Origin of the sequence: Psychroserpens sp. (assembly GCF_036960315.1) — a bacterium.
Lineage (GTDB): Bacteria > Bacteroidota > Bacteroidia > Flavobacteriales > Flavobacteriaceae > Psychroserpens.
The window spans coordinates 1-21580 of the sequence record NZ_JBALVR010000007.1; the positions used below are offsets into that span (position 1 = coordinate 1).

Here is a 21580-nt window from a genome sequence, read left to right on the forward strand (position 1 = left end):
TGGATCTATGATGATGGAAACGGAAACACGTCCACTCAAACACAAACAGTAATTGTTAATGATGTCACTGCACCAGTAGCAGATATAGCAACTCTAGCAGATGCAACAGGCGAATGTTCAGCAAGTGTCACAGCACCAAGTGCAACAGATAATTGCGAAGGAACAATCACAGGAACAACTTCTGACCCAACTTCATATAGTGCTCAAGGAACTTATACAGTGAACTGGATCTATGATGATGGAAACGGAAACACGTCCACTCAAACACAAACAGTAATTGTTAATGATGTCACTGCACCAGTGGCAGATGTAGCAACTCTAGCAGATATCACAGGAGAATGTGAAGTCACAACGCTAACAGATCCAGCAGCGACAGATAATTGTGTCGGCACAGTAACAGTAACTCACGATGCAACCTTACCAATCTCAGGAGAAGGGACAACAACGGTTGTAACTTGGACTTATGATGATGGTAACGGAAACACAAGTACACAAACACAAAACGTAATTATTGATGATGTATCCAATCCATTGGCATCTTGTCAAAATATCACCGTTCAATTAGACCCTGGAGGAACAATTAATATAAGTCCGTTAGATATTGATAATGGTTCAAGTGATAATTGTGGTATACAATCTATAACTGTTAATCCTATGACATTCACTTGCGCCGATGTAGGGGCAAATACTGTTACATTGACAGTTACCGATATCAATGGAAATGTTGGTACATGTACTTCGACAGTCACAGTAGAAGATATCACACCTCCAACTACTATTCCAGGAGAATGTGGGAACCTAGAAGTAACTATTGATTCGGCAACAGGCCAAATCGTAGTTTCTCAGGCTCAAGTTGATGCTCTGTATACAGGTTCAGACCCTTGTGGAATTCAAAGTGTAACTTTAGCACAAACAACGTTTGGATGTACTGAAGTTGGTGTAAATTCGGTACAATTAACCATTTTGGATGTTAATGGTAATTCAAGTAATTGTTTAGCAACTATAACTATAAACGCTCCTGTGATTACTACTGGTACCCTAACAGGTCTTGTAGTAGATCCTATTCCAGACAATCCTGTTCCAGCTGATGATCTTATTGAGGTTACGTCATGTCCTGGAGGAGTTGCTGTACCAAAAGACATACAGTTAACGCTCAATCTTGATGCTAGTAGTACGATTACAGCAAGTAATGTTAGCACTTGGCAAATTTCTACTGATAATGGTGAAACTTGGACGAATGTTTCAGGTTCAGCAGGCCAATTGCAAATTACTTTGTTAGACAGATTAGAAACTACTTTAGTAAGAGTAGTTGTTCAAACAGGCAACTGCGTTGAGTTTTCTCCATTAGCCGTAATTAGATTCTTACCCGCAGATGTTCCACCAACAATTGTAAGTGTAAGTAATACAGAAATATGTTTAGGAGAAACCGTAGATATTACAGCAGAAAGTTTCTTTGAAGGACCAGGTGGAGGACAGTTTGGAACTGGTGGTTTGTTCAACCAAGCTAACCCTGAGAACTGGTTAGTTGATGGTATAGAATCTTTACCTGCTCCCGGCAACAATACAGATCCTGGGCCTTGGTTTGAAAGTAATGGACCAAAAATATTTAGTGGCATTCGTTATGATACTGGTGACAATACTAAATTTGTCATTGCTAATGGCATAGTCGATACTACTTTAGAAACGCCAATTTTTAATACAGTAGGCATGACTGCATCAGAAGCAATACTTGAATTTCATCAAGGCTATTATTTGTGTAATGGCGCCTATGCTGAAATCAGATTGTCACTTGATGGTGGTGTAACTTATGACATCGTTTTAAGCACAATACAAGGTGATAATTATACGTCTGGTAATAATACTGGCTTTCAAGTAAACGGTAAGAATGGTACAAATTGCGGAAATGGTAATAATGGCCAACACCCAACTTCTGATCCATTGCAATTAGCACAATTAGATTTAGGTGCTTATGCTGGAATGGCCAACTTAAGAGTGATGTTTTCATATTTTGGTGCAAGTTCAACTGAATGTACAAATATAAATTTTCCAGCTCATCCTGGAAATACGTGTAGCCCTATACCAACGACTTTCGATGTATATAGCTCTTGGGTAATTGATGATGTTGGTTTTCCATATACCTATATTGAAGAAGAGTTAGAGTGGACGGATGAAGATGGTGTGATTATTAGTACTAATGCAACGGTTTCCGTAACACCAGTTACTCCCGGTATTCGTGAGGTTGGTGTGACTTCACTTGTTAACGGTTGTAGAGCAGCTACTGATGATGGTACCGAATTTGTTTCAATCAATGCAAGTCTTGCATATGCAGGTCAGGATTTTAGTCCTACAGCTTTAGAATGTGGTCAATCTACGATTAATTTAAGGGGTTATGACAATGTGTTAACTGCAGTTCAAAACTTTAATTTAGGCGCATGGGAATCAGGTTTATATACAGTTCCTAACATAATAGCAGGAGATACTAATTTCGTTGGAACTGGTATTGTAGGCTCTTGGAGTATTTTAAATACTAGTAATGGTGCCTGTGGAACTTCTGTGACATTTTCAAGTTTAGCCAATCCTAGAGCTACTTTTACTGCTGATCCAGGAACATATACCTTACGATGGACATTAGCAAATGGATGTTTTGATGATGTGATTATTTCTATTAATAGTTGTAATAATATTGATTTTGATGGTACAGATGATTTTGTATCTCTTAAAGATAACTATGCATTAACTTCTGGATTTAGTATCGAAAATTGGGTGAAGCCTGTATCTGTTGCAGGAAATAATACTATTTTCTCTAAGAAGAATGCATCTGATAATTCAAGAGGATATGTTTTAAATATTGATAACGGTATTGTAAAGTTTAATTGGTTTAATTTAGCTGGAAGTGGAACTATAGCATCTCAGTATGCTATTGATACATCCAGATGGTATCATATTGCAGTAACGTATGACGGAGCAACTTATGCTTTATATATAGACGGTATTGACGTCGGTGTAATTTCAGGAAGTGTAAATCCTCCATTATCTACAACATCAGATGCTGAAGCTTTAGTTGGTGCTTTAGATAATGATATTGCTTCCAATAATAATGTGACCAATCTATATCATGGTTGGATAGATGAATTAAGAATCTGGAATACAGCCTTAACTACTGCACAAATTCGTCAGATGATGAATCAAGAGATTGTAAATAACACAGCAGTGAGAGGTGTTGTTGTACCATTGGATATTCCTGGATTATCTTGGACAGACTTAGATGGCTATTATCGAATGGATGTAGCTTGTGGTTTTCTACAAGCCTATAAGGGTGTTAGAGGTCGATTAAGAAACATGAATTCTTCACAGCAAGAAACTGCACCAATACCATATACTTCAAGAGTAGATGGTCAAGATTGGCCTACAGATAATACATGGACCAACTTTAATGTTTGGAATGCTCCAAATAGCTTAGGCATTGATGGCATCACACCAATAGATTGGAATATTGTTCAAACATCACATAATATTACCTCTGGTGATAAAGATATTATCGTTTTAGGACTCATATCTGATACACCTAATAAAGTATTAGCTATTACTGATCCTGGATCAGCTCAAAATGAAACTAATGTTGGACAATCATTAAGAGTGACTCATTATTTAAATCTGGATGGCGATATTGATCTATTTGGAGAATCGCAATTACTTCAAGATGAAGGTAGTATATTAGAAGTTACAAGTTCAGGTAAATTGGAACGTGATCAGCAAGGATCAGCGAATCTCTATAATTATAATTATTTAAGCTCTCCTGTGAGTGCTTTCAATATCACTTCAAATAATAACCCTTATGGTATTGCTACTGTTTTAAGAGATGGTACGAATTCTGCGACACCTTTAAACCTACAATGGACTACAGCACAAGATGCTGATGGCAGTACAACACCAATCACACAAAGTAGTCGATGGTTGTATGCATATGAAAATTATGCTGTAGGGAATACACCAGAAGAAGGCTATGCACAATGGCGAGATTTGGCTGAAACTGATGTTTTAGCAACCGGACTTAGTTTCACTATGAAAGGTAGTGGTGCTGGAAACCCTGTTACAGATGTTCAGAATTATGTGTTTATAGGAAAACCAAATAATGGAACCATCACAACGCCTTTAACTATTGGTAATCAGGCACTCGTAGGTAATCCTTATCCATCGGCTATAGATGCTAATCAGTTTATTAGGGATAATCTTCCTGGTGGATCTGGTAATCCAGGTTCTACTCAAAGTACTGATGGAACACTGTATTTCTGGGAACATTATACGTCAAACTTCACTCATATTCTTGAAGATTATGAAGGAGGTTATGCGACCTATAATCTTTCTGGTGGTAATCAAGCTGTGTCTGGACCTTTGGTAAGTGGTATTGGGACACCAACTAAATTGCCAGGTCAATACATTCCTGTATCACAAGGATTCTTTGTGACTGCTAGCAATGTTGGTGGCAATATTCAATTTAAAAATAGTCAACGTGTATTTGAGAGAGAAGCCTTGGCAAGTTCACAGTTTTTTAGAACAAGCAATCCTAATATGTATTCGTCTCAGGAAGACCCTAATCCGGAAATACAGCGTGTACGTTTAAATTTTAAAACCGAAGAAGGTGCTATCCGCCCATTACTACTGGCTTTTGTTCCTAATAGTCAAGCGACAGATGGATTTGATTATGGCTATGATGCCGAAAATTCAGATGACGAGTTTCCTAACGATATGTTTTGGAGAATTGGTGATGGTAATTATACAACACAAGGTGTAGGTGATTTTGATGATACTAAGCAATATCCTTTAGTAGCTTATGTAAATTCTGCCGGAATGTATGAGGTGTCTCTAAATGGCTTAGAAAACTTTGATGAAGCTATTACTGTTTATGTATACGATGCTTTATTGGATACGTATTTTGATATAACTACAGAAACATTTCAAATTGCACTAGATGCAGATACCTATGCTAACCGTTTTTATATTACGTTTTCTTCGGATTCTACCCTATCGATTTCAGAAGAAGAGCTAAGTCAGAAAATAATAAGCTTTTTCAATACTACTCAAGAAATTTATGTGAGAACAACTAACATTTCAGAAGTAAAATCAATTAAGCTAATTAATCTTTTAGGTCAAGAGATAATGAGCTGGGATAATACATCTGAATTTGAATTAGATGGAGCTATTAGAATTCCGGTTAAAAACCTTTCTGAAGGTGCCTATGTTATCAAAGTAGATACACATACTTCAACTTTTAATGCTAAAGTTATAGTGAAACAATAAAGTAAATTCTTACCAAAATAGATCCGTAACATGCATTTCATCGAAATTTTATGCATTTTACGGATTTTTCTGTTTTTAATTCTTAGATTGCCTAGCAACTAAAACTAATTTTCATTAAACCCCAAATCTAATGAAAAACTTTACCTACTTATGTTTTGTTATACTTTTTTGTATACCAATACAACACATTAATGCTTTTTCTAGTAATTCAACTCCAACAGTGAATTCTGAAATCCAACGCGTACGAATTAATATAACCACACCTATGGGTTATACCAGGCACCTGTTACTCGGTTTTACAAGTGATAATGCCGCAAGTGATGGTTTTGACTATGGCTATGATGCTTTAAATCCAGATAGCTATCCTGATGATTGTAACTGGATGATCCAAGACAATCGCTATGTTATTCAAGGTGTTGGTCAATTTCATGAAAGTAAAACCTATCCTTTAGGTTTGTTTTTGTCTAACAGTGGAGATGTCGAGTTTTCATTGGAAGCCTTAGAAAATTTTAATCAGAACATTGACGTATATATTTACGATTCGCTTAATGAAACTGTAACTTCTATTTCTGAAAACAGTGTCATAGAGACTATTTCCGAAGGAAATCATACCAATCGGTTCTATATTGCATTTACAAATAACATGAGCTTTATGAGCTTTCCTAACAGTCAATTATCTGTTGAAGAATCGAATTTACAAACTCCCGAAATTAAATACATCGCTTCCACAAGGTCCTTACATATCAATAGCTCTGAACAATTTCAAATTCAGCAAATTACATTGTATAGTATTTTAGGCCAGAAAGTGAAGCAATGGAATAACCTAAATGCTGATACTTCAGGGACTTTAAAAGTATCTTTAGCACATATGTCTAAAGGGACTTATTTGGTCAGTGTTAAAACGAAATCAGCCAAATTTAACAAGCGTTTAGTTATTACCAAATAATTGACATGAGCTTCGTCTAGTTTTGCTTAGTTGACATTCTTTTTTTGTAATTTTAGTACTTTCAAATTAAAGAACCATGTCGAAGCAAAAATTAGGACTGAATACCATCTGCACACATGTTGGAGAAATCAAAGATGAGCAGTTTAAAGGGGCAATTTCGCCAATTTATCTATCAACATCTTATGAGTTTGATAATGTAGATGTTAAGCGCTATCCACGTTATTTCAATACCCCAAATCAAGAATTTCTAGCGAAAAAGATTGCTGCATTAGAACATACTGAAGCCGCACTTATTTTTGCTAGCGGAATGGCAGCTATAAGTCATATGTTTTTGGCGTTTTTGCAAAATGGTGATCATATTGTCGTACAGAATACCTTATATGGAGGAACAAGTAATTTTATACGTGAAGAATTTCATAAATATGGTATCGAGTTTACTTTTACTAATGGTTATGCGGTTTCCGATTTCGAAGCAGCCATTCAACCAAATACTAAAGTGATTCATTTTGAATCGCCTTCCAACCCTTTATTGACCGTTACAGACATAAAAGCGGTTGCCGATTTGGCAAAATCTAAGGGCATTATTTCTACGATTGATAATACATTTGCTAGTCCTGTGAACCAGAATCCTATTGACTTCGGAATTGATATCGTCATGCATTCTGCAACAAAATATCTTGGTGGTCATAGTGATATTCTGGCTGGAACAGTAGCAAGTTCTCAAGAGCATATAGATCGCATTTGGAATGTGTCAAAGAATTTAGGTGGAAGCCTAAGTGATATGACTGTTTGGATGCTAGAACGTAGTATGAAAACATTAGCACTTCGTGTGAAGGCACAAAACAAAAATGCGCGAAAACTAGCTAAGTTTCTAGATAAACACGAGGACATTGCCAAGGTCTATTACCCAGGATTAAAAAGTCATCCAGAACATGAATTGGCAAAAACACAGATGCGTGATTTTGGAGCCATGTTATCTTTTGAATTGGTTGAAGGTATTGATGCTATGGCATTTCAAAAGCAATTACATTTGATAAAATCGTCTATGAGTTTAGCTGGTGTGGAGAGTACAATGTTGCTACCTTCGGAAACATCTCACGCTTTGCTAACTCAAGAACAACGTGATGCTGTTGGTATAAGTAATCAATTGATTCGTTTTTCGGTTGGTATAGAAACATATAAAGATTTAAAATCCGATATTGCGCAAGCAATTAACATCACTAAAACTATATCTTTTGCATAAAAATAACAAACATTCTGAAGGTTACGATTTTGATATCTTAGTAAAGAGTTTTCCGAAATTGGAGGAATTCGTGTTTACTAATACCTTCGGAAAGGTAACCATTGATTTTGCTAAGCCTAAAGCAGTCAAAGCCTTAAATACGGCATTACTGAAACAACATTATGGAATTGACTATTGGGAATTTCCCGATGCGAATTTATGTCCGCCAATTCCAGGTCGCGTTGAGTATATTCATTTATTAAATGCTTTGCTAAAACGTTCAGGAGTCAAAGAAGACATTACAGTATTAGATATAGGCGCAGGAGCTACATGTATATATCCACTATTAGGACAAGCAGAATACGGATGGAATTTTATCGCTTCAGAAATTGACACACAAGCAATGAAGTCTGCCGAAAAAATAATAGCTAAAAACAAGTTAAGTAATTCCATAACATTACGCTATCAAGATAATGAACAGAATATCCTCACCGGAATTTTAAAATCTAAAGAAAAGGTGAGTGCTGCGATGTGCAATCCGCCATTCTATAAAGACGAAGAAGAAGCCGATGAAAATACATTGCTCAAACAAAAAGGATTAGGAAAACAAACCGATAAAGTTGTTCGCAATTTTAGTGGTACTGCAAAAGAATTGTGGTATCCAGGAGGAGAGAAGGCTTTTGTACATAATTACCTGTATCAAAGTTCTCTTCTAAAAACTAATTGTTTTTGGTATACCTGTTTGGTTTCTAAAACGCAACACGTTTTGAGTATGGAAGCATCATTGAAAAAACTTGGAGCAACTGACTTTAGAATTCTGCAGATCTCTCTAGGTAACAAGATAAGTAGAGTTGTAGCTTGGACATTTTTAACTGAAGCTCAACAAAAGGATTGGAAATCGTAGTTACTTATTAATTAGTTTTCTTTTTTCTAGAATCTGTTTGAATACTAATGCCAATCTGAATTCGATTGAGGTTATTCTTTCTAATATGTTGTTTTAAGTAGCCTATCTGAAGTTGAGTGTGCTTTAATAGATTGAAACCAATACCTATATAAAATCGGTTTTCATGAAATGCTTGATCTTGAAAATTAACAAAAGGTTCTTCAGTAAGACCTAAGAATACTGTTTTGTTAATATTATATTTTAAACTTAATCTGTAGCGCAATCGATTTTGAATTTCGTTTCTATCATTAAATTCTAAAAAACGTTGTTCTAATCTTAAACGATGGTGCACTTTAAAAGTACCAAGTTTATGTTTATAAGTATACTGTTCTAAAATTCTATGCTCTATTGTATTAGGATGATTGTCAGGGCCAAAAACACTATCAATATCTAAATAAGCATAAGCAATACCAACAGTTTGGTTTTCATTTATATGATGATTACCTCTTATACTTAAAAAAGTTAAATTATAATTCGAAGTTGGTTCATAAAACCTTAATTCAGCATAAGGTGTAAGGCTGAATTTTTCAGTAAATCTATGATTAAGTCCAAGGGTATACCAATACCCTAAGTAATCTTCAGAATTTTTTTGAGCAAATAATTGGGTGTTAATACAAAGTGCAATAATGACAAATAAGGGTGCTTTCATAGTGATTTCAACAAAAAAGAAAAGAGCCCGTTTTCGGGCTCTTTTCAGTCATGGAATTATTAAATGTGGTCGTTTAAATGATGATGTTCGTCAATTAATGGACCTCCTTCAATGATTTGCTCAGAAGCTTCACTAGCGAATTTTTCGAAATTTAAATGGAATGAATGTGCTAATTGAATTGATTTGCTGACATAAGCACCTTTTTGTAGCCAAGTATTCATAGGGTCTAACAATTCATTAGGAACATTTGGACAAGTTTTTGGCATAAATAATCCAAATATTGGATGTTGCTCAAACTCAACATTGTCTAATTCTCCATCAAGAATAGCAGTAATCATTGCTCTGGTATATTTCAGTTTTATACGAGAACCAACACCATAAGGTCCGCCACTCCAACCTGTGTTTATGAGCCAAACGTTAACACCTGCATCTTGCATTTTTTTACTTAACATTTCAGCATAAACGGTTGGATGTAATGGCATAAATGGTTCTCCAAAACATGCAGAGAAAGATGGTACAGGTTCTGTAATACCTGCTTCTGTACCAGCAACTTTAGCTGTATATCCAGATATAAAGTGGTATGCAGCCTGACCAGGAGTTAACTTAGATACCGGAGGTAAAACTCCAAAAGCATCACAGGTTAAGAAGAAGATGTTTGTTGGATTACCAGCGTAAGATGGTTTTTGAATATTATCGATATGATAGATAGGATAGCTCACACGAGTATTCTGAGTGATACTACTATCCATATAATCAATTTCTCCATTGTCTTTGAAAATCACATTTTCAAGAATTGCACCTGGTTTAATCGCTCTATAAATGTCTGGTTCTTTCTCTTCTGTTAAATCGATAACTTTTGCATAACAACCACCTTCAAAATTAAAGATGTTATTATTTGCGGTCCAACCATGCTCATCATCACCAATTAATTTACGATTTGGATCTGCAGATAAAGTTGTTTTACCAGTACCAGAAAGCCCGAAGAAAATTGCAGTATCACCATCTTCACCTACATTTGCTGAGCAGTGCATTGGCAACACATCTTTTTCTACTGGCAGAATAAAATTTAAAGAAGAGAAGATGCCTTTTTTTATTTCACCTGTGTATGCAGAACCACCAACTAAGGCAATCTTTTTGGTGAAGTTTAGTATTGAAAAATTCCCTTGACGAAGTCCGTAATTTTTTGGATCTGGTGCTTCGTAACCTGGTGCGCAAAGCACTAACCAGTCTTCTTCAAAATTTTCTAATTCAGATTCTTCTGATCTTAGAAACATATTATACACAAACATGTTAGACCAAGGATATTCTGTAACCGTTCTAACATTTGTTTTGTACTCTGGATCTGCACAAACATAAGCGTCTCTTACGTAGATTTCTTTTCCGCTTAAATAGTTTTCAATTTCAGATTGTAAGTCATCGAAATTTTCTGGTGAAATAGCTTTATTTGTTTTGCCCCACCATACACGTTTCTCCGTGTAATCGTCTTTTACTATAAAACGGTCTTGAGGTGAACGTCCAGTATATTTTCCTGTATTAATGGCTAAAGTGCCATTAGCGGTTTCTTTTCCCATTCCTTTTTCAATGGTAATGGCTTGTAATTTTTCTGGAGATAAGTTCCAATGTGCATTGGTGTCTTTTAATCCGTACTTTGTGAGGTCTCTAGTTTTCATAATTGGTTTGTTTAATAAATTTTCCATGATTTAATAATGTTTTATATTCGATTTTCGATTTAAAATGGCCATATCAATGGCACTAGTAATACAGTTGTTGCTAGAAATAATAGTAATAATGGAAATCCAACTTTAAAATAATCGGAAAACTTATAACCTCCAGCGGCTAAGACCATGGCATTGGTTGTTGTGCCAATGGGTGTTAAGAACGCTGTTGATGCACTTATAGCAACGGTAATCATTAATGGCTCGGGCGCAACTTGTAATGCATTTGCTGCCAGTATGACGATTGGTGCCATGAGGACTGCTGTTGCCGAATTATTAATAAATTGACTAAAGATTGTCGTCATTAGAAAGACGCCAACGATTAAGTATATTGGACTTGCATCACCTAAAAAACTAATGATCCCATTTGCTATAAGTTGAGCTGTTCCTGTTTTCTGGAGTGCAATGCCCATTGGTATCATTGCAGCAATCATAATCACACTCATCCAGCTGATACTTTTATAGGCTTTAGTAATAGGGACACAGCCTGTTAACAAAACGATACCTGCAGAAATTAATGCAGCAATAGCTCCAGGAACACTATCAATGACTAATAAAACTATCATCAATGCCAATGCAAATAAAGCGATGTAAGACTTGGGAGTAATGTCATCTATTGTTTTAGCCATACCCTCAGGACTACCACAAATCACAATGTTTTCGTGCTGATTTTTGAGTTGTTCTATGTCTTGCCATTGTCCTCTTATAATAAAACCATCACCAGCTTCAACACGCATGGTTTCTTCAATAAATGGTTTTCTGTGGCGAGAGGTTGCTAACAACTGAATACCATAGCGTTTAAAATATTGGTTGAGTTTAATGTTTTTACCTACTAATGATGATTTTTGAGTGACTAATACTTCGGTCATTCCAACCTCCTGATTGATTAAATTGTTTCTCAATTCATCCTTGACAGGTTCTGCTGGTAATAATCCTAATCGGAATTTAATCATGAGTTTATTAATCGCTTCTGTATCCCCTTTAATAGTGAGAATGTCATGATAGCGCATATCAGTCTCTGGACTAGGAAACTCTATATAGGGATGATTACCCTTTAATCGGTTAGGATGTCTTCGTTTTAAACGAATGATGTTAACTTGGTACTCCTTTTCGAAGTTCCATTCACTAATTTTTGTATTAATTAAAGGAGACACTGAACGTATTCTTAATCGGTAGTAATCATTTTCAATTTGATAAGCTTCAATCCATTTATGAAGTGTTGTATTTATATCTACTGGTTTATTATTGGTTTTGCGTTTTGGCAATAATTTAAACCCAATAAATCTGAAGTAAATAATAGCGATTAGTAATAAAGGTAAACCAATCAATGAAAACTCAAAAAATGAAAATCCTTCAAAACCAGAATCGATTAATGTATTGTTGACAATGATATTTGGAGGCGTACCAGTTAAGGTCAATAAACCACCACTATTTGCTCCAAATGCCATAGGCATTAATATTTTGGAAGGCATTGTACCAATGCTCCAAGCCGATGATATTGTAGCTGGTAATAAAGTTGCTACAGTTCCTGTGTTACTTACAAAACCAGATAAAATCCCAGCACCAAATGTCACAATAACTAATAATTTTGGCACACTTTTTCCTGCCCAATCCATGAGTTTTTTTCCAGCCAAAGCGGTCCAACCTGTTTGAGATAGCCCTTCGCCAATAACAAATAAAGAGGCAATCATAATCACCGTTGGATTACTAAAGCCACTTAAGGTTTCATTGAGATCTAATATTCCAAATAAGAATAAACTTATCATCGACACCAAGGCTACAATATCTGGTGTGAATTTTCCCCAAACAAAAAAAGCAATGGTCAACGTTAGTATGATAAGCATGAGAGTCATATATTGATTTTTGAGGATTAATTTATAATATAAAGTTATATTTAACAGCAAGCAATAAACATGACATATATCATAGAACTGGTATGGTCATTACTTTTGCGAAATTGTCTAAATTTGTTGTAAATTTTTACATAAAACATTTACGAAAACGAGTGAGAAATATTGAGTTATAAATATTAGCTTTGTTTTTCGAATTAATATTGACTTATCTTAGATGAGTCTTTCGAGGTATAAGCTCTTTTTTTGATTAAAAGACGTCAAATATTACTTTCGACAGTAAAAAACATAAGGATGAAATTAGATATATTGGCTTTTGGTGCGCATCCAGATGATGTAGAATTAGGTTGTGGAGGAACTGTAGCCAAAGAAGTAGCAAACGGCAAAACAGTGGGCATAGTAGATTTAACAAGAGGTGAACTTGGAACACGAGGTACTGCTGAAACCAGAGATCAGGAAGCTAGTGATGCTGCGACAATTTTGGGAGTTACAGTAAGAGAAAACCTTGCATTTGCTGATGGTTTTTTTGTTAATGATAAAACGCACCAATTGGAGATTATCAAAATGATACGCAAGTATCGTCCAGAGATTGTGTTGTGTAATGCCATTGACGATCGACATATAGATCATGGTAAAGGAAGTAAACTTGTGAGTGATGCTTGTTTTTTAAGCGGACTCCTGAAAATAGAGACAGAACTTGATGGAGAGACTCAAGAAAAATGGCGGCCAAAACAGGTATATCATTACATCCAGTGGAAAAATATAGAGCCAGATCTTGCTGTTGACGTTTCTGAATATATTGAGACTAAAATGGCATCCGTTTTGGCGTATAAAACACAATTTTACGATCCGAATAGTAACGAACCTCAAACGCCAATCACTAGTAAAAACTTTACAGACAGTATAAAATATAGAGCAAGAGATCTTGGTCGTTTAACTGGAACCGAGTATGCCGAAGGTTTTACTGCAGAGCGATACGTAGCTGTAGATAGCTTGTTTGATTTGAAGTAATAATCAGATTTTTAGACCACTTCGCTTTTAGATACAAGCCAATAGACTTTATCGTTTTATATAAGAAGCTTTATCTTTTTGTTTCGATTTATTTTTAAGTAATAATTTTAAAAAAAACTCTTTGTAGTAACTGTGAAATAATTTACATTTGCACACGCATTACAAAATGCTACAAATGGTGGTTGTAGCTCAGTTGGTTAGAGCGTCGGTTTGTGGTACCGAAAGTCGCCGGTTCGAGCCCGGTCTTCCACCCAGAATGACAAAGCTTCTCAGAAATGAGGAGCTTTTTTTGTAGGCCATATTTTCTCTCTAACGTTCGCTAGCATCTTTTAAATCTTGATGCTCCTGAGGATTTTTTACAAATGGATATACAAACTGTTTGGCAAAACCTTTTGGATATTTTACATCTCCTAATCCTGTTGCTGCTGGCCACTCGTTACCCATTTGATAGTAGGTGCCGAATATCATATCGATAAATGGAAAGTGAATTGCAAAGTTTTTATCATAAGCTTTTGGGTCATCAGAATGATGCCAATGATGGTATTGTGGTGTTACGAATACATATTTTAAGAACCCAAAATTAATTCTCGTATTTGCATGTGCTAAAACAGCTTGAAAAGAGACAATAATAATGTAAGTAAAAAATACAGAACGATCAAACCCACAAACATATATTGGAATAAACGACATCGCTCTAACGACGACCAAATCGAAAAAGTGTGTACGTGATCCTGCAAGCCAATCTAAGTTTTTTGTTGAATGATGTACCGCATGGAAACGCCATAAATATGGAATCTTATGAAAGAAATAATGGGCTGTATATTGAAATAAATCGGATACTAAAAGTGCTACAAATAATTGAGGCAGAAAAGGAATGGATTGAATGGTATTCTGAAAGCTTTCTAATCCAATGTTATTAAACATGGTTGTTGCAGGAAATTGTACAAACACACCAATAATTTGAATAAATAAATGACTTACAATGAAATAGACTAGGTCTGTTCGCCATTCGTTATGAAATTTAGATTGATTGAGACGTTTTGGCAAAAAGAGTTCAATTGGAATAAATACGATCGCCGAGACCAAAACATCTATGAGCAACCAGTCTAAACCAACGGTAAATGATTTATCTTGAATTCCTGTACCTTCTGGTAAAGCTGTGCCTAAAAATATAGTTGCAGCAATTAAAATGGTTGAAATAAATCCATAACGCTTTTTCTTACTTAAAATTAAACTCGTAAAAGCGAATATAAATGACAAGATTAAAGCTCCTAGAATAGACCATTTCACAATTTGAGGATTATATATCTCTCTAAAGTCTTTGGTGGTAAACATATCTGGAAAATATGCACAGATAACAAAGCCAAAGGATACGATGGCCAGAAATATGGAGAGGTAACCACTAATTTTTCCTTCACCTATTTTAAGCCTTTTGTCTTCACTCATAATTAATTTATTTATAAAAAAAGGTTCAAGATAATTAAAATTTGTCTTGAACCTTTTTTTGCGTTAGCGATAATAGTGACATCCTTTTTGTTTTTTTTGCAAAAAGATATAGCGAATAGCGCGACCCTTTAGGGTAACGCCCAAATATTATTTTTCCATTTCTGCTTTATCAGCGATAATTCGTGCATCACGATTGGCAACTTCCCAAGCGGTGTAAAACACCAAACGTGTTCTGTTTTCTAGTAAATCATATTCAATTTTATCTGGCGTATCACTTGGTTGGTGGTAATCGTCATGTGTTCCATTGAAATAGAAAATAACTGGAATATTGTTTTTTGCAAAGTTGTAATGGTCACTTCTGTAATAGAAACGATTAGGATCGTTCTCATCATTATAGGTGTAATCTAAGACAACGTTTGTATATTTTTCATTCATTTCTTCAGAAATATTATGCAACTCTGTACTCAATTTATCACTACCAATTAGATACACGTAATTTCTGTCCCCTTTACGTTTTGGATCTATGCGACCAATCATGTCTATATTTAAATCGGCCACCGTATTTTTAAGTGGAAAAATGGGGTCGTTATCTGTGTAATGTCTTGAACCTAATAATCCTTTTTCTTCACCAGTAACATGTAAAAACAGGATAGAACGTTTTGGTCCATGGCCATTATTAGCTGCAGTTTTGAAGGCTTCAGCAATTTCTAATAAGGCTACTGTTCCTGAACCATCGTCATCCGCACCATTATATACTTTACCATCTTTTATACCTTCGTGGTCTAAGTGTGCAGAAATAATCACAATTTCGTCAGGTTTTTCAGTTCCTCTAAGGAAGGCTACAACGTTTTCAGAACTTACTTTTTCTGTTTCAGATGTAATGGATCCAGTAATTTTTGTACTCAACATTTTTGATGCATCAGATGTCATCACGTCAGGATGAATTGCTTTAGCCACAGTTTCACCAACCATCATAAATAGCATGGGTGTATCGTTACTCTTCAATGAAATTCGTCCAGCTCTTCCTGATTCAGCATTTTTTTTATAGTAGGCGCCAAATCGATTTAGCATACTTTCATTTAAATATAGTAAGGTTTTTGCACCACGATCGCTAGCGGCATTACGCTTTGATGATAGCTCTTGTCTTCCAGTGCTCCATTTTGTGTCTTCGGTAGAACCGGATGTAACGTAATTTCCATTCGCATCTTTAGGCTCACCAGCTTTAATTAAAACCACTTTACCTTTTATGTCTAAGTCTTTATAATCGGAATAGTTCTCTGCATCAATACCGTATCCAGCATAGACGACTTCATTAATATCTATTTGTTGGGAATCGGAACTCCCCTGTGATATCATATAGTCCACATAGTTTTCCATAGTAGAACCCTTAATTACGAGTTCTACTGTTGGTGACTTTTGGCGTTCTAAAGGGACTTCTTGAAAATAATCATCTCCCGATAGAGGAGAGGGAATACCCATTTTTATGTATTGTTCTTTCAAATAATTCACGGCTTTCTTTTGTCCAGGTTCTCCAGTCTCACGACCTTCAAATTCATCTGAAGCATAGGTGTAAAGCAAGTCTTTTAATTCATCTGAAGTAATTGTATTTCCATATTCTGTTGGATCAGCAGGAACTTTGTTGTCAGCTTTTTTTGTTGAGTTTTGATTTGAGCTACCACAGCCAACCAAAAGTAAGGCTATAGCAAAAATGCCAAGTGAGTGTTTCATCCGTTTGTCTTTATTATTTTGAATTAGTCTTATGCAATAGCCAAAAAACAATTATCCATGTTAGCTGTTGTTTTAGAATGGATATTTCATTATTTGCATGTTAATTAGTTTTGCGTTGCGATATTACAAAAATTTTAGATGATTTTTGTCTATTCCGTTGCGTCTTTATGCTAATTTTAACAACTATTATGAATCGACGTCGACCACAATTTTGCGATCAGAATTTGCTAAATACCACGCGGTTGCAAATATGAGTTTGGTTCGTTTTTCTAATAGTGGGAAGTTTATTTTTTCCGCAGTATCTGTAGGCTCATGGTAATCTTCGTGTTCGCCATTAAAATAGAAAATAACGGGTACACCTTTTTGTGCGAAATTATAGTGATCAGATCTGTAATAATAACGATTTGGGTCGCTATCGCTATTGAGTTTATAATCCAATTCTAGATTTGTGAATTCTGAATTAGCCATTTCTGAAATGTAATGAAGCTCTGTGCTTAGTCGGTCGGCACCTATGAGATAGACATAGTTTTCGTTGTCTATATGCGCATCGTCAACACGACCAATCATATCTATATTGAGATTTGCAACGGTATTATGCATAGAAAACACAGGATATTTTGTGTAATACCTTGAGCCTGTTAGATTCACTTCTTCTCCTGTGAGATGTAAGAACACGACACTACGTTTAGGTCCATGTCCTTCCATAGCCGCTTTTTTAAAAGCTTGGGCCATTTCGAGAACTGCCGCTGTACCAGAACCGTTGTCATCTGCGCCATTGTAAATTTCAGTATCTGTAAAACCTTCATGATCAGAATGTGCAGAAATGATGATGACTTCATCAGGGTATTGACTTCCTTTTACAAACGCAATAACATTTTGTGAGTCTTTAATACCATCAGAAAAAAAAGATTCAGGGATATGCTGATAATATTTTGAGCCTAAAGGAGATGCAATATGTTCTTTGATGTAATAGTCTTTTAAAAACTGAGACGCTTTATGATGTCCAGGTTCACCAGCTCTACGACCTTGAAAATCACTTGATGAAAATTTATACACATGGTCTTTTAATTCGTCTTGAGTGATTGTGCTGAGATAAGTTTCAACTGTTTTCGCATCTTCAAAGGCAATGCCCTCTTTTAGCTTTTCGATTTTTTCAGTATGCCTTAATGTGGTACATGAACCAACTAAAGTAAGGGATAAAGCAACAAGTTGAACTTTCATTCTTGGGTTAAATAAGTGGCTGATTTTGATTCAAATAAAACAAAAAAAAAGGTAATACCGAAGTATTACCTCATTTAATTTATTGTGTATCGATCTCATCGATATCTAGGTTTTCAAGTTCTTCAATAGATTCTTCTTCTAGCTGTTCTTCTTTTTGTTCCAATTGTTTGATGTCTCCAAGTTCTGCTTTAGTGAATACGGCTTTGTAAGTCGTCAATGCCAAAGCAATAATGGTCATTAAAAAGATAAGTTGAATGGATTTCTTTGCGTGTTGTTTGTCTTTAGACGTATATAAAGCGAATACACCACAAATAAGTGCAGCTACAGAAGGTATATAGGCAACTTTTGACAATGGTGTCACTGCTAATACCAAAGCAAGAATAGAAGTTATAAATCCGAGTATTATAAATAATTTTTTCATGATAGATATTAATGTTTTAAACCCGTTGCCGATTTAATTTTTAATTCTCCGTTACCGACTGAAATTTTAAATTTAGCATAAACTGGCACTTTGTTTTCATCTGCTGTGAGCCATAATAAGTTGTCGCTATTGCCTTTTAATACATTACTATTACTTAACGAAATTCCCAGTTTGTAACATTCTTTTTTACCTAAGGCTGTATTTATGGTTTCCTTACTTAGATATTTTACTTTTACAACGGTTTCCTTATTATCGAAAAGTACTGTGAAATTCTGAGTGTCACCAATACTAGCCTTATGAATATCTAAGTTTCTGATATGGTATAGTGTGGTTACTAAGTCACGAGTTGAAGCTCCAATTTTAACAGATGTGTTTTCTTCCCAAGTTGTACCATCACTTCGTTTTTTGCGCTTTAAACTGGCAACTGTTCTGGTTTTATGGTTGAACTTATACTTCATAAATTTTTCATAGCCACCTTCACTAATGTCTCTATTGTATAAAAAAGGTGTTAATGTTTTTGGACTTACATAGCTCTCATATAAATCTCTAATCTTAAAAAAACTGTCCCATTTACTGTAAGTTGCTGCAGTACATTTTAGTTTTAGCAAGGTGGATTTTGAGGTCTTAACTTCACTGGTTTCCATGGTGACTTGAGCAAGCTCAGTAAGTAAGCCAGACATATTATAAGATGCGCTATAGCTTAACTTTTCTCCAGCAGCAATGGTATTGTTTTGAGCAAAAGCAGACAATGTGCCCAAAAAAATCAGCGTGAGTATTGGTAATAATCTCATAGGATAAGTTTAGAGTTAATAACGGTTATCTTAACATATATTGTGCCGAAAATACAATGCTTTACAATTTCAAACTAATTTTTGATTGAAGTTTTTTATTTAATTGGCATAATGTTAAAGTTGATATTTATCATAAATAGATTTGAGAAAGGTTAGTAACTTAGAGTATAACCAAAGGCCTTTTTTATTATGAAAAAGATATTGTTACCAACCGATTTTTCAGAGAATTCTATTAATGCTATTCATTATGCTATAGAATTTTTTAAATATGAAGCATGTGAGTTTTCTGTGCTGAATGTTCAAAAGGTTTCCTCATTTGTTTCAGATGATTTAATGGCTATGCAACCTTCTGAAACTATTTTCAATGCTTTAGTTACATCTGCTAAAGAACAAATAAAGCGTTTGATTACAGATTTAGAGACTATTTATGGAAACACCTTGCATACGTTTAAATCCAAAGTAGATTATGACAATTTTATTGATGCCATTAATCAAGTTGTGGAATTGGAAGCTATCGATTTGATTATCATGGGTACAAAAGGAGCGTCTAATTTGGGTAAAACACTATTTGGTTCTAATACGGTTAGAGTGATACAGCGTTCTAGTTGTCCAGTTTTAGCGATTCCTAATAATTATAAATATTCGGAGATTAAAGATATTGCTTTTACGTCTAACTATTATACTGAGTATAAATCTGAAGATTTGTTACCCTTAGTAAATATGGCTGAACACTATGATTATAAAGTACATGTGATTCATGTTAAAGATGCTGAACACTTAACTCAATATCAAGAAAACAATAGAGCTTTTTTAGATGCTTGTTTTACTAATATTGATCATTCATTTATCGAATTGGAAGGAGGGGATTTATTTAAAGTAATAACAACATACATTCCAGAACATCATATAGATTTGTTAGCCATGATGAGTAGAAGGCATTCTTTTTTAGAACGCTTATTTGTCACACATCCTGTTGAAAGTTTCGCGTTTGATTTAAAAGTGCCTTTGTTGGTGATGGAAAACACTGGTGATTTTTATTTGAAATAATATTATTATAAATAGTTTAAACAAAACCCCACAACTCTCGTTGTGGGGTTCTTTTTTTGTGGAGATATATGCTCTGCGGTCCTTTAATTTATGTTAATGTTAAGGTATTCCTTCAGGAAAATCTAACGAGGTTAATTTTCGTTTTGATAACGTAAATTACTAGTTAACTATATCTTCAGTGGTTTCCTCTTTTTTTATGACTATGCGATTAATTAGTTGTTCTTCTTCTAAAACAACGATAGCTAACCTTACATAATCATTTACAGTTTTCTCTATTGATTGAGGATCTGTAATATTGATATATCCTTTCCAAATGAGTTCTCTGTCTTTTGTTGGGCAAATACAATACATAGAGGTTTCAGCTTTATAGATTGTATATTCTTCATAGTAATCGGTATTAAAATAGATATCCTGATACATTAAATATTCCTCTTTAAATTTTCTGTAGGTTTCGTCAAATCCTTTGTCGTTTTTTCGATATTTAATTTTATCCTCAACACCAACAATCTTTGTGAATAGAATAGTATCAAAACCATCTGCTATAAGCTGACTTTCTAAAGTATTCAATTCTGCTTCAGTCATTTTATCAGTTTTTGGTGTATGATCTAATACATCCAAACTCATAACGACTTCAGAACCTCTAAGTTCTAGCTCATACTTTAGCTTTTCTTCGAATTGCTCTCTGGCACCTTCGTCTGAAGTTAAGCCTACAACAAGAACTTTATAGGGTTCGTATGTATCTATGTCTGGGTTTTTCCAGCTTTCAACTAATTGTGTTGAAGAACAACTCATTAAAAGAGCTATTATCAGTGTTATGAGTGCTTTTTTCATGACTATTGAGATTATCTTTTATCGATTAAACGATTTCGTTTTTCTTCTTTTTTTATGTTTTTGATGATATCAAAAAGTTGAATTTTTAAGAGTTTGTATTCTTTTAGAAATTCATTAATGCTATCTATCAAGCTTTTATGTGATCTGGTATAGGCATTTTCTTCTTTAACTTGATCTATCCCATCAACCATAATTTGAAGCTCATTTTCATGTGCTATAATGGTTTTTATGAGTAAGTTGTTTTGTTTTTGAGATTTATTCATGACATCAATGATTTCTTTTGTGTCTGAAAATCTTTTTGATTCTATTAATTGAGACGTAAATGTTGTTATGAGGTCTTCGAAAAATAGATGTTCATCGCTTATAAATCTTAATTCTGAGAGCCATTCTTTTGAAGCTTCATGCATTTGGTCTGCACTTAACCATTCAATATAATTTGTATGTGTTTGTATTGTTTTCAT

Annotated in this window: 16 protein-coding genes and 1 tRNA gene; 7 read left to right on the top strand and 10 right to left on the bottom strand. The window is 34.7% G+C overall.

Features of this window, described 5'->3' with window-relative positions:
* The 4 genes from V7719_RS12275 to rlmF form a co-directional block, all read left to right on the top strand.
* A partial coding sequence (locus tag V7719_RS12275; protein WP_335730211.1) for a LamG-like jellyroll fold domain-containing protein occupies positions 1–5298 on the top strand: 5298 nt, incomplete at its 5' end.
* Between the two features lie 130 nt (positions 5299–5428).
* Positions 5429–6244, top strand: coding sequence for a T9SS type A sorting domain-containing protein (locus tag V7719_RS12280; RefSeq protein ID WP_335730212.1), 816 nt, complete (start codon positions 5429–5431; stop codon positions 6242–6244).
* A 76-nt stretch (positions 6245–6320) separates the two neighbouring features.
* The gene (locus V7719_RS12285) at positions 6321–7487 is read left to right on the top strand and encodes a trans-sulfuration enzyme family protein (protein ID WP_335730213.1); all 1167 of its coding nucleotides are present in this window, start codon (positions 6321–6323) and stop codon (positions 7485–7487) included.
* On the top strand, positions 7480–8370 hold the full coding sequence (rlmF, locus tag V7719_RS12290; protein ID WP_335730214.1) for a 23S rRNA (adenine(1618)-N(6))-methyltransferase RlmF: 891 nt from the start codon (positions 7480–7482) through the stop codon (positions 8368–8370). The genes V7719_RS12285 and rlmF overlap by 8 nt, the downstream gene beginning before the upstream one ends.
* Positions 8371–8377: 7 nt before the next feature.
* Here rlmF and V7719_RS12295 read toward each other — a convergent pair whose 3' ends face one another.
* Genes V7719_RS12295 through V7719_RS12305 form a run of 3 tightly spaced genes read right to left on the bottom strand, consistent with a single transcriptional unit; the run spans position 8378 to position 12617 of the window.
* Positions 8378–9058 (bottom strand): DUF2490 domain-containing protein, encoded by a 681-nt coding sequence (locus V7719_RS12295; protein ID WP_335730215.1) that lies wholly within the window; start codon positions 9056–9058, stop codon positions 8378–8380.
* A gap of 59 nt (positions 9059–9117) precedes the next feature.
* Positions 9118–10728 carry a phosphoenolpyruvate carboxykinase (ATP) gene (gene pckA / locus V7719_RS12300; protein ID WP_442969082.1) on the bottom strand — a complete coding sequence of 537 codons (1611 nt, stop codon included), beginning with the start codon at positions 10726–10728 and terminating at the stop codon, positions 9118–9120.
* Positions 10729–10787: 59 nt separating this feature from the next.
* Entirely contained in the window at positions 10788–12617 is a 1830-nt protein-coding gene (locus tag V7719_RS12305) for an SLC13 family permease (RefSeq protein ID WP_335730217.1), read from the bottom strand.
* Between the two features lie 300 nt (positions 12618–12917).
* On the opposite strand from V7719_RS12305, the gene bshB1 reads away from it, so the two are divergent.
* Both bshB1 and V7719_RS12315 read left to right on the top strand, forming a co-directional pair.
* Positions 12918–13634, top strand: a complete 717-nt coding sequence (gene bshB1, locus V7719_RS12310) for a bacillithiol biosynthesis deacetylase BshB1 (RefSeq protein WP_335730218.1) — start codon at positions 12918–12920, stop codon at positions 13632–13634.
* Positions 13635–13811: 177 nt separating this feature from the next.
* A tRNA-His gene (locus V7719_RS12315) sits at positions 13812–13887 on the top strand.
* A 56-nt stretch (positions 13888–13943) separates the two neighbouring features.
* Here the strand turns inward: V7719_RS12315 and V7719_RS12320 are convergent.
* The 5 genes from V7719_RS12320 to V7719_RS12340 all read right to left on the bottom strand — a co-directional run bounded on the left by V7719_RS12320 (position 13944) and on the right by V7719_RS12340 (position 19241).
* The gene (locus V7719_RS12320) at positions 13944–15080 is read right to left on the bottom strand and encodes a sterol desaturase family protein (RefSeq protein WP_335730220.1); all 1137 of its coding nucleotides are present in this window, start codon (positions 15078–15080) and stop codon (positions 13944–13946) included.
* A 147-nt stretch (positions 15081–15227) separates the two neighbouring features.
* A complete protein-coding gene (locus V7719_RS12325; RefSeq protein ID WP_335730221.1) occupies positions 15228–16808 on the bottom strand; it encodes a M28 family peptidase in 1581 nt (526 codons plus the stop codon).
* A gap of 186 nt (positions 16809–16994) precedes the next feature.
* Positions 16995–18029: a M28 family peptidase gene (locus tag V7719_RS12330; protein WP_335730222.1), complete on the bottom strand. Its 1035-nt coding sequence runs from the start codon at positions 18027–18029 to the stop codon at positions 16995–16997.
* A 79-nt stretch (positions 18030–18108) separates the two neighbouring features.
* The gene (locus V7719_RS12335) at positions 18109–18450 is read right to left on the bottom strand and encodes an FUSC family protein (RefSeq protein ID WP_335730223.1); all 342 of its coding nucleotides are present in this window, start codon (positions 18448–18450) and stop codon (positions 18109–18111) included.
* An 8-nt stretch (positions 18451–18458) separates the two neighbouring features.
* Entirely contained in the window at positions 18459–19241 is a 783-nt protein-coding gene (locus tag V7719_RS12340) for a DUF3108 domain-containing protein (RefSeq protein WP_335730224.1), read from the bottom strand.
* 189 nt (positions 19242–19430) lie between these two features.
* Between V7719_RS12340 and V7719_RS12345 the strand changes: the two genes are divergently transcribed.
* The gene (locus tag V7719_RS12345; protein ID WP_335730225.1) at positions 19431–20288 is read left to right on the top strand and encodes a universal stress protein; all 858 of its coding nucleotides are present in this window, start codon (positions 19431–19433) and stop codon (positions 20286–20288) included.
* Between the two features lie 159 nt (positions 20289–20447).
* Here the strand turns inward: V7719_RS12345 and V7719_RS12350 are convergent, their stop codons facing one another.
* Positions 20448–21119: a hypothetical protein gene (locus tag V7719_RS12350; protein WP_335730226.1), complete on the bottom strand. Its 672-nt coding sequence runs from the start codon at positions 21117–21119 to the stop codon at positions 20448–20450.
* Between the two features lie 11 nt (positions 21120–21130).
* Positions 21131–21580 (bottom strand): hypothetical protein, encoded by a 450-nt coding sequence (locus tag V7719_RS12355; RefSeq protein ID WP_335730227.1) that lies wholly within the window; start codon positions 21578–21580, stop codon positions 21131–21133.

Excerpts from the sequence above, each read along its gene's own strand:
- V7719_RS12280 (WP_335730212.1), top strand. The coding sequence starts at position 5,429 with ATGAAAAACTTTACCTACTTATGTTTTGTTATACTTTTTTGTATACCA.
- V7719_RS12285 (WP_335730213.1), top strand. The coding sequence starts at position 6,321 with ATGTCGAAGCAAAAATTAGGACTGAATACCATCTGCACACATGTTGGA.
- V7719_RS12295 (WP_335730215.1), bottom strand. The coding sequence starts at position 9,058 with ATGAAAGCACCCTTATTTGTCATTATTGCACTTTGTATTAACACCCAA.
- pckA (WP_442969082.1), bottom strand. The coding sequence starts at position 10,728 with ATGAAAACTAGAGACCTCACAAAGTACGGATTAAAAGACACCAATGCA.
- V7719_RS12305 (WP_335730217.1), bottom strand. The coding sequence starts at position 12,617 with ATGCTTATCATACTAACGTTGACCATTGCTTTTTTTGTTTGGGGAAAA.
- bshB1 (WP_335730218.1), top strand. The coding sequence starts at position 12,918 with ATGAAATTAGATATATTGGCTTTTGGTGCGCATCCAGATGATGTAGAA.
- V7719_RS12320 (WP_335730220.1), bottom strand. The coding sequence starts at position 15,080 with ATGAGTGAAGACAAAAGGCTTAAAATAGGTGAAGGAAAAATTAGTGGT.
- V7719_RS12325 (WP_335730221.1), bottom strand. The coding sequence starts at position 16,808 with ATGAAACACTCACTTGGCATTTTTGCTATAGCCTTACTTTTGGTTGGC.
- V7719_RS12330 (WP_335730222.1), bottom strand. The coding sequence starts at position 18,029 with ATGAAAGTTCAACTTGTTGCTTTATCCCTTACTTTAGTTGGTTCATGT.
- V7719_RS12335 (WP_335730223.1), bottom strand. The coding sequence starts at position 18,450 with ATGAAAAAATTATTTATAATACTCGGATTTATAACTTCTATTCTTGCT.
- V7719_RS12340 (WP_335730224.1), bottom strand. The coding sequence starts at position 19,241 with ATGAGATTATTACCAATACTCACGCTGATTTTTTTGGGCACATTGTCT.
- V7719_RS12345 (WP_335730225.1), top strand. The coding sequence starts at position 19,431 with ATGAAAAAGATATTGTTACCAACCGATTTTTCAGAGAATTCTATTAAT.
- V7719_RS12350 (WP_335730226.1), bottom strand. The coding sequence starts at position 21,119 with ATGAAAAAAGCACTCATAACACTGATAATAGCTCTTTTAATGAGTTGT.
- V7719_RS12355 (WP_335730227.1), bottom strand. The coding sequence starts at position 21,580 with ATGAAAACAATACAAACACATACAAATTATATTGAATGGTTAAGTGCA.